General features: G+C 35.4%; 12 protein-coding genes. 5 read left to right on the forward strand and 7 right to left on the reverse strand.

Annotated features, from left to right (window positions below; all coding sequences use genetic code 11):
- From BBI08_RS09555 to BBI08_RS09565, 3 genes are all read right to left on the reverse strand, one after another.
- Positions 1 to 903, reverse strand: a complete 903-nt coding sequence (locus BBI08_RS09555) for a glycine betaine ABC transporter substrate-binding protein (protein WP_065528030.1) — start codon at positions 901 to 903, stop codon at positions 1 to 3.
- A 38-nt stretch (positions 904 to 941) separates the two neighbouring features.
- On the reverse strand, positions 942 to 2291 hold the full coding sequence (locus BBI08_RS09560) for a dihydrolipoyl dehydrogenase family protein (RefSeq protein ID WP_008498480.1): 1350 nt from the start codon (positions 2289 to 2291) through the stop codon (positions 942 to 944).
- A gap of 134 nt (positions 2292 to 2425) precedes the next feature.
- Positions 2426 to 2764 carry a hypothetical protein gene (locus BBI08_RS09565; RefSeq protein WP_008498482.1) on the reverse strand — a complete coding sequence of 113 codons (339 nt, stop codon included), beginning with the start codon at positions 2762 to 2764 and terminating at the stop codon, positions 2426 to 2428.
- Positions 2765 to 2822: 58 nt separating this feature from the next.
- Between BBI08_RS09565 and BBI08_RS09570 the strand changes: the two genes are divergently transcribed.
- Positions 2823 to 3098, forward strand: a complete 276-nt coding sequence (locus tag BBI08_RS09570) for a hypothetical protein (RefSeq protein WP_065528031.1) — start codon at positions 2823 to 2825, stop codon at positions 3096 to 3098.
- Between the two features lie 318 nt (positions 3099 to 3416).
- Here the strand turns inward: BBI08_RS09570 and BBI08_RS09575 are convergent, their stop codons facing one another.
- Complete coding sequence (locus tag BBI08_RS09575) at positions 3417 to 4517, reverse strand: flavin monoamine oxidase family protein (RefSeq protein ID WP_008498483.1); 1101 nt, start codon at positions 4515 to 4517, stop codon at positions 3417 to 3419.
- 299 nt (positions 4518 to 4816) lie between these two features.
- Between BBI08_RS09575 and BBI08_RS09580 the strand changes: the two genes are divergently transcribed.
- Genes BBI08_RS09580 through BBI08_RS09595 form a run of 4 tightly spaced genes read left to right on the forward strand, consistent with a single transcriptional unit; the run spans position 4817 to position 9257 of the window.
- On the forward strand, positions 4817 to 6436 hold the full coding sequence (locus tag BBI08_RS09580; protein WP_237146532.1) for a diguanylate cyclase: 1620 nt from the start codon (positions 4817 to 4819) through the stop codon (positions 6434 to 6436).
- The gene (locus tag BBI08_RS09585; RefSeq protein WP_040851013.1) at positions 6433 to 7485 is read left to right on the forward strand and encodes a HEAT repeat domain-containing protein; all 1053 of its coding nucleotides are present in this window, start codon (positions 6433 to 6435) and stop codon (positions 7483 to 7485) included. Before BBI08_RS09580 ends, BBI08_RS09585 begins: the two co-directional genes overlap by 4 nt.
- Complete coding sequence (locus BBI08_RS09590; RefSeq protein ID WP_008498485.1) at positions 7485 to 8882, forward strand: glycosyltransferase family 2 protein; 1398 nt, start codon at positions 7485 to 7487, stop codon at positions 8880 to 8882. Before BBI08_RS09585 ends, BBI08_RS09590 begins: the two co-directional genes overlap by 1 nt.
- An 18-nt stretch (positions 8883 to 8900) precedes the next feature.
- Positions 8901 to 9257: a response regulator transcription factor gene (locus BBI08_RS09595; protein WP_008498486.1), complete on the forward strand. Its 357-nt coding sequence runs from the start codon at positions 8901 to 8903 to the stop codon at positions 9255 to 9257.
- Positions 9258 to 9310: 53 nt separating this feature from the next.
- On the opposite strand, the gene BBI08_RS09600 is transcribed toward BBI08_RS09595, so the two are convergent.
- The 3 genes from BBI08_RS09600 to BBI08_RS09610 form a co-directional block, all read right to left on the reverse strand.
- Complete coding sequence (locus BBI08_RS09600; protein ID WP_065528033.1) at positions 9311 to 12172, reverse strand: ATP-binding protein; 2862 nt, start codon at positions 12170 to 12172, stop codon at positions 9311 to 9313.
- 303 nt (positions 12173 to 12475) lie between these two features.
- Entirely contained in the window at positions 12476 to 13450 is a 975-nt protein-coding gene (locus BBI08_RS09605; RefSeq protein WP_065528034.1) for a glycosyltransferase family 2 protein, read from the reverse strand.
- A 35-nt stretch (positions 13451 to 13485) separates the two neighbouring features.
- Positions 13486 to 14229 carry a WbqC family protein gene (locus BBI08_RS09610; RefSeq protein ID WP_065528035.1) on the reverse strand — a complete coding sequence of 248 codons (744 nt, stop codon included), beginning with the start codon at positions 14227 to 14229 and terminating at the stop codon, positions 13486 to 13488.
- Positions 14230 to 14286: the final 57 nt, after the last annotated feature.

Raw genomic sequence — 14286 nt, forward strand, 5'->3', positions numbered from 1 at the left:
CTATTCTTCAATCAATTCTTTTTCGATTAGAAATTCGCGAGCTACGTCTTGCGGTTGCTCTTTATCAACATCTACTTTAGAGTTCATCGCCAACATTTCTTCTGCGCTGATTTGCCCAGCAAGTTTATTTAATACCACTTCTAAGTCAGGGTATTCTTCAAGCGTCTCCAAGCGGACAACTGGTACGGCATCATATTTCGGGAAAAAGTTTAAATCATCTTTTGTCGTAGTCAATTCGAATAAGTCTATTCTGCTATCTGTTGTAAAAGCAGGGATTACATTTACATCTCCATTTTTTAATGCTTCATACATAATAGAAGGATCGAAACTTTCAGTAGTGGAAAAATTAAAGTCATAAGTTGCTTTTAAATCTTCGTAGCCATCCCCTTTTCGTTCATAGAAAGAATGCGGTCCGCCAAAAGATATGTCTTGCGAACGAGAAAGTTCAGCTAGTTCTGAGTAAGTTGTAGCGTCTAAGCCACTTTCTTTGGAATAGGCTAACGTATAGCCATTTTCAAAACCTAAAGGCTCTAACCAAGTTGCCCCTAACTCCTCTTCATAGCCTTCTCGAACCGCTTGTAGAACTTCTTCAGAAGTTTGTCCGGGTTCTGATTCGAGTTTCAATACGTCTTTAAATCCTGTACCTGTGTACTCAACGTACATATCAATATCACCTTTTTCTAAAGCTGGTGTTAAAATTGCCACTTCGCCTAAACCGTCTTTATATTCAACGGTGTAATTTGAATTTGCCTCTATGTACTCCCCTAAAATATAAGGCAAAATATATTGCTCAGTCCAAGGCTTACCACCAATCACCAGCGGTTCAGTTGCTTCATCCCCAGAACTACATCCATATAAAGCTGCTGACGCAATCAAAGTCATTCCCACTATTTTTTTATTCATGTTTTTCCCCCCTATTTTTTTGGTATTTTAATGCACCTCTATAGCATTGAGGCAATATCAGAAGCTGCAGTTGGATAAGCAAAAATCATCTGTTTTAATTCATAAGTTGTTAAATTAAATTGAATCGCTAAAGCAAAATGATTAATGAGTTCATCTGCTTCTTGGCCTATTAAATGTGCGCCGAGTATTTGGTCGGAATCCTCATCAATAATTATTTTCACCATCGCATGCTTTTCATTTGTACGTTTATAGGTATACCAACTTGAAATATCTTTTTGCAGAACTTTATAGTTATAACCTCTTTCTTTCGCTTGATCTTCAGACATTCCTACAGCGGCTAATTTGGGAATAGTGAAAACAACCGTTGGCATCACTTTGTAACTTGGTGTTTTTTGATTGCCTTTTAATAAATTCGATGCGACTACATGAGACTCCATTGAAGCAATAGGCGTTAACGGCAGTCCTTCTGTTGCTGCCGCATCTCCTGCAGCATAAACACGCGAGTTACTTACACTTTGAAGGTATTCGTTCACAGTTATGCCTCCAGATTCGCGTTCTACATTAGCTTTTTCCAATTGCATATCATCAATATTTGGAACTCTTCCTGCCCCGTGTAGAACAAGGTCGCAATCTAGTTCAAGTGATTCAGTTCCATTTTCACCAGTAACCTTGAAAGACGAGCCTATTTTCTCGATAGATTTCACTTCCGTACCAAGATGAATATGAATGCCAACTTCTTTTGATCTTTCTAATAACACGTCCACCAAATCCGACTCAAAATTCTCAAGTGGTCGCTTTCCTCTATGAATGATGTGTACTTCAGCACCTGCACGCGCGGCTATATGAGCAAATTCGAATGAAATGTACCCTCCACCCACAAAAACTAATCTCGCTGGTAACTTATCGAGTTCTAAAAATTCATCGCTCATTGTAAGATGTTCTGCACCGTTAATGGGTAAAGATACTGGCTTTGCGCCATTCGCGATTAGTATCTTTTCACTAGACAATTCATCTTCTCCAACTTGAATTTTGTCTTCACCGATAAAAAAAGCTTCTCCGTGAAACGTGACAATTCCAGCTTTTTGAAAACCTTTCAACCGATTTTCAGGTACAGGCTCTGTGAAAGTTCGCTTGAATTCCATTAATTCGCCCCAGTCTATTTTAGGTGCCCCTGTAATTCCCTTTCCTTTCATGCGGTCGGCCCCGTCAATTATACTTGCAGCTCCAACCAATATTTTTTTTGGATCACATCCCCTTAAAGCGCAAGTACCCCCAAATGGTCTTGAATCAATTATCGCGACTTCCCACCCAGCTTTTTTGCACTTCATGGCTGCTGCCATACCAGCTGATCCTGTTCCAATTACGATTAAATCAAAATTCTTTTGCATCAATGGCATCTCCTTTTTGTATTTAAACATCCGAATTTTTACAGCTAGCTTTGGCGATATACTTTTATACCCTTTCCCATAATTTTCACTCTTATTTTTCTCGCATGGTAAACTGTAAGTAAATGAAAATACTTTTAATTGTTATTCTTTTTAGAATATTCGATATTTATCGAACATATTCCTGCTGAGTACGTAAATCTGTTTAATGTTGAAAATGATTCGTCCTTATACGCTGCTTTAACGGCCAACTTTTGTACATACGCTAACTTCTTGTTTTTCAAATCCAATATTTCAGTTAACGAATAATAATTTTCTTGAATCTTCATTAGTGGCAATCCTTGGATCTTTTTCTCAATAGGCATGCTTTTACATAATGCACGATGTTCGAAAATGTTATAAGCTTGATAAGGAATCTTCAGCTCATGTAATTTACTTTCTGCTTTTCTACACTTTAAAATCATTACCATTTCCATTTACCATATAATCCCCATTTTTCCCAGTGTATAATTTTCTTTTAAGGAGATGATTATAGTGAAAAAAATAGCCTTATCACTTATTGCTGGTATTTTATTAGGAACTATCACGACTATTTTATTTTTTGATTATGAAACACCTTGGACAACATATACATACTCAGGAACTGATTCGCATAGCGAGCCGACCATTACTAAAGCTATTGATATCGATTATTTATTTTATATGACAATTTTTTCTATAGTCAGTGCAATTGTTGTTTACTTAATTTGGATTTATGTGGAAAATAAGCGACATGAGAAATTTCTACATGAATTCCATAAAAATAAATAAAACAATAAAAACCTTCTGAGCTAGTTGTTCTCAGAAGGTTTTTTTGGATGAAAAGCTGGTTTTTAAATGACGCTATTCTGTTTCTCTTTTGAACTTTAAATAGTCTCTCCTAGTTTGATAAATTCCTACAAAATAAGTATGACAGATAAAAGTATTTTTACTTCTAGTGATAGTTGTGGCGTAAAAAATAGCATTATTATTACACTGACTGCAAAAAAGCTTAAGATCACAGTTCTTTTAAACTTCCCTTTCACGTCTAACTTGTTATAAGAAAAAGGCATTTTCCTTCCCCCTCTATACGATGAGAAAATCAATAGACTACTTTCGTAAAGCAATTATCCGGGCTACAGCAGTTTCAGCAGAATGCAGTGCGCCTTCGAGATGGCCACTAAATTGAGCATTGGTTTCTGTTCCAGAAAAAATCAACTTTTCTTCCCATAAGCCCGAAATCGGTGGTTGACCATAGCTTGCGTAATTTTTAAATGGGCTCGAGTCTTCTAAAACTGCAGTTTCAGCATCATTGGACCAATCTTTATACAAAATGGCTAGTGGATTTTCAGCATCCCTTCCAAAAAGCTTGACCAATTGATTCGTTACCAATTCCGCGATTTTTTCTTGTCCCATCTCTTGGCGTACTTCTGAAGTTATTCCGAAAAAGCCAAATAACGCTCCTGCTCCATCAATAGGTGAAGCATCATAAATTTCTTGCAGTGGACCTGCTGAACTTAACACAAGACCGGACAATCCAGAATCTCTCCAAAATGGTCGTTCATACACAGCTACTGCTTTAGCTTGAGAACCCATCCATGTCGGTTTTCCCGTAATATCCGCCATAAGTTCTGCAGGTAAAGCCGGTGAAAATTCAATATGACTTGCAACAAGACGAGGCGGCAATGCCATAATGACATGAGCAGCTGTAACTTGTTTTCTCTCCCCCTCAGCTTTTTCTACTTCAACTGTAATTTCCCCTGCTTGATCTAAAAAAATTTTACTGACTCGCGTTTCAAGCTCAATAATAGAAGAAGGAATGGTCTTTGCTAATGCATCTATTAACGACTTCATTCCCCCGGTAATCCGAACTCCTCTTTCATGAACGTTTTCTTGCATTAAACAGCGTTCAGGTGGCTTTCTTTGAAATCGTTCAACTAGTAAGTCTCCGTCATTTTGTTGAACAAAAGTTTCTAGACCGAGTTTACTCACAAATCCTGCAATCTTCGGCTCATATTGAGGCCAAAACCATGTTGGTCCAAGATCAAATCTACCTAAATTTTCTTGGTTTGGTACAGATGCACTTAAAATTCTGCCCCCTAATCTATCTCTTGCTTCGATAACTTTACAGGCTATTCCTTGCTCAGTTAGCAATGATGCAGCGTGTAAGCCACTTAAACCTGCCCCTATAATAATAACTGGTTTTTGCATACACTTTCCTCCTATTACCTATTTTAAAATTATATTTTCTAACTTTAGTTTTTTCATCATTAATGTACAGCCATTCTAATACATTACCTTTTTTTTGATAAAGTTCCTACTTATTTCTCTCTGAATAATTGCTTTTCAGGTCCGTTACTAGCCTTCTGCTTAAATATTATACAGCTTCATTTAGTTGACAAGAGCTATGTGCTTTGTTCACACTTAACTTTTCATATTGTAGTTATCAAGAAACGCATAATAGGAATTTATATAGTATAATGGAAGTATATTGATATTTTTTTAAGAAGGTGAAGAACTTGTCTCGTATAAATTATAAATTAATGCTCTCTGAACGAATGGAAAAAGACTTTTCAAAATGGGTTAAACAGCAAGAGGTTCCAGAACGAGATATGCATCGTTTTTTACATACGATGAAAGGTACAGCTGGTACGATTGGGCTGATGGATCTGTCTGTATTTTGTGGCACACAATTAGAAGCTTTTGCTGAGGACAGCGACACTTTATTACCAGTTGACTCCTTACAAGATTTGATGGCTGTATTAAGAAGCTATTTCCTCGAAGAAGACGCTCCTGCTAATGATGAAATAGCAGTAAATCTCAGAAAAGACATATCTACAAACGATTTGTTTGTTCTAGTTATTGATTCTGATGCGGAGTTAGCTTCTTATATTAAAGAATCTTTAGAAGAACACGGCATTCAAGTAATTATTGCGCTTGACGGAAAAAAAGGAATTGAATTATTTTACACTCTTAAGCCTCAGATGGTTATTGTAGACTTACAACTGCCAGATGTAGATGGATTTGAGTTGGTTTCTAGAATTTATGAACCTGCTAAAAATCAATATGTTCCTCTTGCAATTGTAAGCACGGATGATCAAATTGAAAATCACATTAAAGCGATGGAGATAGGGGCAACGGACTTTCTTTCCAAGCCTTTGAATATGTCACTTTTCGTCCCCTATGTGTTAAATCGTCTACGTCTTCAAAAAATGATTTTGCAAGAAACACTTTACGACGAATTAACGGGTGCAGGAAACAGAAAATACTTTAATGATGTATTGTTACAAATGACTACTTTGTCTGAGAAAACCAAGAAAACTTTTACACTTGTCTTATTCGATTTAGATCATTTTAAAAAAGTAAATGATAGTTATGGACATCCTATAGGAGATGAAGTTTTACAGGCTTTTAGCCAACTACTATTGAAGATGAAACGAGAATCGGATTACTTTTTCAGATATGGCGGCGAAGAGTTTGCTTTAATTCTTCCAGATACTTCAGCACAAACTGCTGTAGCTTTAGTAGAACAAATTCGGGTAGACTTTGCCGAAATTGCCTTTACCGATCAATCGAATAATCTGTTTCACGTTACATTTTCAGCTGGTATAAGTGAGTATCTTCAAAAACAAAGTACGTTAATCGATAAAGCAGATCAGGCTCTGTATCAAGCGAAAAAGAATGGTCGCAATCAGACAATGATGTATGAAATCGCTACGCATGACTTAAGACGCCAGCTTAACATCATTATTGTTGATGATGATTCACTAGTACGGAAGTTGTTAATAAAACAATTTGCAGGTTGGAAGCCTGCTGAATTTGATATCAACATAAAAGAACACGCAGATGGTGTCAGCTTTATCGAGTCGGACTGGTACAAGTCAGAGGAAAATTACATGATTTTACTTGATGGGGTGATGCCGAAAATGGATGGTTTAGAAGTTTTAAGTCATGTGCGGAGCCAATATCCAAATGAAAATATTGTTATTTCGATGCTTACATCACGTTCAAATGAATCAGATATCGTACTTGCTTTACGAAGTGGAGCAGATGATTATATACTGAAGCCATTTTATGCACAAGAAGTTGTGGCGCGTGTCCAACGACTTACAATGAGGCTGTTTAAATGAACATTTATTTCTTCTGGGTTCTTATAGCTTTCTTATTTCTGGGCCAACTTATTTTATTGCTAGCTTTATCTTTGCGAAAACTACTAATTAATAAGAAAGAACAGACGATTAGTCAACAATATGACATGTTAAGTGAATCATTCAGCTCGTATATGATGGACCCTACTGATAACGGATTTATTGAAGAAATTAGCCTTGCTTCTGACCAAACCATCGTTTTGGAACGTTTATTAAATCACTATGTAGCTGTCTCTAAAGGAAGTGTGAATTCTCCACAAGTCGCACAATTAACCGAGAAATATTTAACAGAGCGCTATAAAAAACAACTCCAGCGTAATAATTGGGCAATTCGAATGAATACATTGTATTTTATTGAAGATTTCCATATGAAGTCACTCACTCCTTTACTTAAAGAAAAACTACACAAGTCACTTCGGTTAGATCGAGAAACGCAACAACTTATTCGAACCTTAACTTCATTAAACGAACCGATGACTCTTTCTGTATTAGCTCGCTACGTCGATGCACCTTTTCGTTTGTACATCGATGTGCTTAAAAGGCTTGAATTGAACATCCAATTAGAGGAATTAGATGCTGCTTTAAAAAATGAACAAAATAATAAAGTTCTTAAGTATGCCGCTGTTTCTTATATTGGAATGACAGGATTATTGGAATTTCTCCCTCGCATTGAAGAAGAATTATTAAGTGATGATGAAGAATTAAGAATTCAAGCATTAAAATGCATTCAACATTTGCAATATATATCCTCACCTAGCTTGTTAACACCTTTCTTCCACTCTACTTCTTGGCAAGAACGGATGTTTGCCACGCGTATTGTTGGAAAACTTCAGTTATCTAGATACCAAGAAGTGTTGAGTGAACTACTTGGTGATTCTGTTTGGTGGGTTCGTTATTCATCTGCCGAAGCGTTGACACAATTTGCAGATGGTGACATTTTACTGAGCCACTTATCAGAAAATCATCCAGATCGATTTGCGCGAGACATGGCCACACAATGGGAAGCGTCCCTTTTAGGAAGTGAAGAATGATGCATAGCTTTTTCTTACTATTATCCACTTTTATCATTGCTTATCTACTTTTTTCAAGTTTAAGTTATTTAGGTCTCTTTGCTATTGCCTTCCGTAAGGTGAAAAACGAAAACAACCTTGTTCACCGCGAATCTACAGAAGTACTTTTAAAAAACCAAAATACGTATCCTGTCTCAATTCTTGTTCCTGCTTATAACGAAGAAGTAGGTGTTGTTAGCACGGTGCGCTCTTTATTGGCTTTAGACTATCCTCAAAAAGAAATAATTGTTATAGATGATGGTTCAAAAGATATGACATCTGAACAAATGATAAAAGAGTTCAAAATGGCTCATATTCCATTCGCATTTCGGACGCACATCCCTACTGCCGAGATTATTGCTATCTATCAATCATCTATATTTCCATATGTCCGCCTTATTAAAAAGGCTAATGGTGGCAAAGCAGATGCGCTGAATGCAGGTATTAATTTGTCTTCGTTTCCGTATTTTTGTGCAATTGATGGCGACTCTATTTTAGAAAATGACGGACTTATTAAAACGATGAAACCAATAATTGAGTCTGACGGACAAGTTATTGTAACTGGAGGATCTGTTCGAATTGCCAATGGTTCTACCATCTCGAGAAGTAAAGTAGAAGTTATAGATCTACCAAGACACCCGGTTGTTATTATGCAAATCGTAGAATATTTCCGTGCGTTTTTGATTGGTCGTTTAGCCTTAAGTCGACTAAATATTTTACTTATTGTTTCTGGTGCATTTGGCGTTTTTAACAAAGAACGTGTAATCCAAGCTGGTGGTTATAATAAAAATACAGTTGGCGAAGATATGGAGTTGGTGGTAAGGCTGCATCGGTTACTCAGAGAAGAAAAATCTAAACAACGGATTGAGTACGTCCCTGATCCCGTATGCTGGACTGAAGCACCTGAATCATTAGATGTGCTTAAATCGCAGCGCATACGTTGGCAGCGCGGATTATTTGAAACTTTATGGACTCATCGAAAAATGATGTTCAACCCAAAATACGGTGCTGTTGGTATGTTTTCTATGCCCTATTTCCTTTTTATTGAGCTTCTTGGTGCAGTATTTGAGTTTTTAGGTTACTTTATTATTTTTGGTGGTTTTTTCTTCTCATTGGTTGACCCAAATATTGCCTTAGTTATGTTTATAGTAACTATCTTATATGGCTCTTTCATTTCAGCATTAGCTGTTTTATTAGAAGAATTAACACTTCATAAATATCCAAAAGTGTCCCATTTAATGCGTCTCTATTTTTGGGCTTTAACAGAAGCCTTTTGGTACCGTCCTCTTATGGTAATATGGAGAATTCAAGGAATTTTCGCGGCTTTCCGTAAAAAAGCTCATTGGGGCGATATGAAACGTAAAGGCATTTCAACTTAAATTAGGAGGCAGATTATCATGAAAAAAATACTAATAGCAGATGATGAAGATATTTTACGAATCCTGATAGCTGACACTCTCGAAGACGACTTTGATATTGAAGAAGCTGAAGATGGCAAAGAAGCGCTAGAAAAAATCAGAGAAAACGATTATGACTTAATTGTTCTTGATTATATGATGCCTCATTTGACGGGTTTAGAAGTATTAGAAGAAGTAAGAAAAGATCAAAACCAGACAAAAGTGTTAATGTTAACAGCAAAAGCCCAAGATGCGGACAGAGAAAAAGCCATTTCAAAAGGTGCAGATTATTTTATGTCAAAACCATTTAGTCCCATGGAACTTTTGACACTTGTTGAAAATATATTGGCATCCTAAAAAAACGTACAAGCTCTTTGAGAGCTTGTACGTTTTTTTGATGAGCTTTAAAATTATACTTCAGTTTCTTGATAATCTTTCGATGCGTAATAAATGGCACCATCACGATGTTGAGAGTCTAATAATTTCTTCATCACTTTTGATAAATTTGTCGGTGCATATGGTTTTGTTAAATAATGACTGATTTTGTCGATTTTTTTCGCGTCAGACGAAGGGTCTAAAGCCGATGAAATGACAATAGGAATATCTTTAGTTAACGGATCTTCTTTCATCATATCGACAAGATCCCAACCACTCAACTCTTCACCTAACATGATATCAACTACTGCTCCAACAAGCGGCGTACGCTTTGCTTCTTTAAATGCTTCTTTAGGACTCGTGTGATAAATCACTTTAAATCCATTAACTTTCAATTCTTCAGAAAGTAATAGCGCAAGACTCATATCATCTTCTACAATCATAACAGGTGGGTTTTCTTCTGAACCTTCATGATTTGTATATTCTTGATGTTGTGAAACGAGCGGTAGCTCGAAATGGACAGATGTACCTTGTTCTTCTTTTGATTCTATCCAAATTTCCCCATTATGTTGGAGGATGATTTCCTGGCATATTGCTAGACCGAGACCTGTCCCCCCTATTTTCCGTCGTGAGCTGTTATCTATACGCTGGAATTTCGAGAATAATTTCGGAATATCTTCTTCAGGAATACCAATCCCTTCATCCTTTATTGTTACACGAAGATTATTTAAATCATTTTTCATTGATATGGTTACACTACCGCCTTGAGGAGAAAACTTAATGGCATTACCAACCAAATTCATTAATACTTGAGCTATTCGCTCTCGGTCACCTTCTACAACTACATCCGTAGCATCATCGATAAAGACGATTGAATGCATGTTTTCTGTACGGAATTTTTCAACCGTTTCGATAATCAACTCATTAACTGGCAATTTATCCATACGGTACACTTGGTCGCCAGATTCCATTCGTTGTAAATCGAGAAAATCATTTATTAAGTTTGTTAAACGTTTTGCTTCTTTATAAATCGTTTTCAAATAACGTTCTTGTTTTTCTGGTTTAAGTTGTTTATTTAACAATAGCTCTGTAAATCCAAGTACACTGGATAACGGCGTACGAAGTTCATGACTTACGGTGCTGACTAGTTCAGACTTCATCTTATCGACTTCATGTTCTCTCGTAATATCTCGATGCACAAAAATGGTTCCTTTTTTCTCATTTTCCACCATAACAGGCGTACTATAAACATCGATAACGCGTTCATATGGCTCTTTAACAGTGTAGCGGAATGTATTGGCTTCTTTGTCTTTTTCTTGAATACAATTGCTTAAGAACGCAAACATTAACTCCGGAGATGTAGTTTGTTCAGCCATTCGTTTGACCCATATATCTTGGGAAATTGAAGCATCTAGTGGTCCGTTACCGCAGTTCAACATGGTACACATCGTAGCGTTACGTTGAACCATAACTCCGTCTTTCGAGATAAATTGAATACCTTCATTGATATTATTGATAATACGTTCGTTCAGCGTTCGCTCATGTACAGCTGCTTCATACAATTGAATTCGATCGATGGCTAAATGAATGCGTTTTAATAATCCACTAATATCTAGCTCTTCATCTGCAGAAAAAATTCTTCCTATGCGAGATAAACCAATTAATGCAACACTATCTTGATTTTCGTCTTTCACCGCAGAGTATAAATCATGGATATATACTGTATCTATTGCAAAACCTTTTTCTAATTGCGCTTCTCTTTTAACCGTAAATGTATCACTTTCTTCTAAACGCGATAACAGATACCCACTTCTTTCATCTTTTAATTGCTTAAACATTTCAGGTGTAAAGCCTTTTAATGCATACTCTCCAGATTTAGGTAACCATAATACACTAGTATCAATTTCATAAGTTTCACTAAAGTACTCAAGAGTCGCTTCTATCAGCTTTTGTTTATCTAAAGTAAAGGACAGAATATGATTTAAATCGTTGTATCGAATCAAGCGATCTTTAGTTTGTTCCGTTTCTTCTAACGAATATTTCAATTTATTTTGCTGTTCTTGTAATTCACTTTTGCTCAGCGTTAAAGCTTCATTTTGGGAAGTAAGTTTTTCTTGGTTCGTTTGAATTGTATTAATCATATTATGAAAAGTCATCGATAAAATCCCTAGTTCATCTGAGCGTTTAAGTGGTGTATAAGATACCTCATCACCTTTAACAAACCCTTCAATTGATTCGCGCATACCTTCTATTGGCTTCACAATATCATTGAGTGCTCTTAAAATGATTAATGCTGTTATTATAAATAAGAGAATAAATAACAGTATGAATACAAAAGATAAGCTCTCAGCTTTTGCTAACATGTCTTCGTTTACTTGTTGAAGTGCTTGTCTAGTAACCTCCTCGTATTCTTCTGAAAAAGTTACAAATTCATTTACGGTTGTATTCGTACCTCCGCGAGATAACTCTCGTAAACCTTCATAATCCTCATTACGAACAAGAGCCACTGCAGCAGGAAATATATCTTCTTCAAATGAACGAGTAAAATTACTTAACTCAATAATTTGTACTCTTTCTTGTCTCGTTATTGATAAGTTATTCATTTTAGCAATAGAGTCTTTTAAGCTTTCTAATTCTGTAAAAGCCATTTCTAGCTCTTGTTCATTTTGAAAAGCATAAAAACCTCTTGTTCTAAAAAACAACTGATTTAATGACTGAGAAAGCTCTTTAAACGTCTCCTGCTTCTCTTGAAGTTCTGTATATTCCGCTTCTAATTCTTGTTGTTGAGCGTGCATATAAAAATAAATCCCAATAATCATTAATGTACAAATAAGTACTGAAGAAAAAGTTAGCTTCAAATACTTGTACCTAATTCCTTTTTCTTTTAAATTCCACATGCAGTTCCTCCTAGATGTTCAGCTAATTTTTCTTTATAATTACTTATTAGAAATATCATAATTACTTTACTTGCAATAAACTAATCTTCTTTAATAACAGTATACGTCATTAGCATTTCAAATAATTACTTTTACAAATAAAAAATTATGAAATTTTTTACAGAGATATTATATAAATGGACCATTATGATAATACAGTAAAGCACCTTCTTTTTAGTCAATTTTCATGATGGGCTCATGACAATTGACTAAATTGAAGGTGCTTGGATTGGTTCTATTTACATCATTTTCGGTGAAATTTATTTAAGCTAACTTTTTTCGCGGTTTCACAAAAATAGAATCTCTCTTGTCTTTAAAATAGTAGCGAGCTTTCCAAAATTTTCTCCATATTCGTTTAACAAATTCACTTTCCAGTAAAAACATTGCATACTCTTTGTTAAATGCTTCTTTAAATTTTTGCTGTCTTATTAATAAATAGAAATAATTTTTCTTTTTTGTTCTTTCAATCATTTCATTGTATTGCAAATTTGTATGACTATTAATCTTATCCAATAATTTTGCAGTTCCATCATTTTGTTTCGTCGAGTTTATGGTGTTAGTTAATGTCTTTTCAGACCATGCCCCTTTCACATCGACACGGTAAACAGACATTTCCTCATCCATGTAATGGACCTGCCCATTATGCGCTAAATGTATCGCTAAAGGATAATCTCCATACCCTGCATCAAAATAGAAGCCTGGCACATCATCTGCTTTTACTCGACGATATACCATGGAATTGGTTGGAAATAGCTCGCCACCACCTAAAATAGTTTCTTCAGCAGAAAACATTCGACTCTTTCGACTTGGCCTTACTTTTCCGACGACCTTGTTTAAGGCTTCTGAATATTGATAGGCAGAATGAACACATAAGTCGCATTCTGGATTTGCTTCTAAATAATCCACTTGCTTTTGCAATTTGTATGGATCGGTCCAGAAATCATCTCCTTCACAAATAGCTATATATTTCCCCTTTGCTCTACGCTGATTGATTTGTAACATTGTTGCTCCTTGAGAAAATAAATTGTGTTTTTGGTAGAGAGGCTTTATTAAATCAGGGTACTTTTCTTCATATTCTCTTATTATCGCTGCTGTCTTATCTGTAGAAGCATCATCATGAATCAAGATTTCAAAGTCAAAGTTTGTTTTTTGCATTAAAAAACTTTCGATTGCTTCCGCTATATATTTTTCGTGATTGTAAGCTAGACAATCTACACTTACTAAGGCATCTTTATCCATAACCTTCACCCTTTATTGTCATTATTTATCGATGTTTACTCAATTGTTGCATTTACTTGGAAAAGTTCAGAAAAGTTATTTAAAACAGTGAAATCAATTAACATAGCATCGATTTCTTCGAGACTATTAAACATCATGACATCAATTATTGATAAGTTAGGTACAAACTCTCTTGTCTCTCTTTGCTGGTAACTTATATGACTTGTTTGGATAATTTTCAATTCAATTCCTTGTGCTTGAAAATCTAGAGGTGAATACAGCAGAAGTCCTCCTGCCGCATTTAAATATTCTTCAGCTGAAAAAAGCCCACAAATTTCCAATATTTTATCTTGTCCTCGAAGATGCTCATTTTTTTCTAATTCAGAAGAAAGAATGATTTCTGTCTGTATGTTTAAATACGCACAGATTTCTTTAATTGAATTTGTTAAGTATGTCGCTAAATTGGGTTCGCTATCATTTATTATTTTTTCAACTAAGCTAAATACATCTTGAAAATAAGGCGCTTTGCCATATGCTTCTTTAATGGTTTTTAATAACTTTTTTTTATAAATAAGATCATGATCAATTTCAATTTCATTAATGCGTTTGTTTTGACTAACTTTAAACGTTCTTAACGAAATTGGTTTTGCTTCTCCATTGACTAAAATATTATTTTTATTGATCCAGCCTCTTTTTTTATAATTCACATCATCGTATATCACGTATTTATCAACTGCTTTAATCAATTGCCAATAACCGATATAAGGAAAGAAATATGGTTGCATGATACCTACTTTCATAACCTCATCCCCTTTTACTTTAAGCCGTTTCTCATTTTCATGTAGTTGCTAAATATT

It is taken from the genome of Planococcus halocryophilus, assembly GCF_001687585.2.
GTDB classification, from domain to species: domain Bacteria; phylum Bacillota; class Bacilli; order Bacillales_A; family Planococcaceae; genus Planococcus; species Planococcus halocryophilus.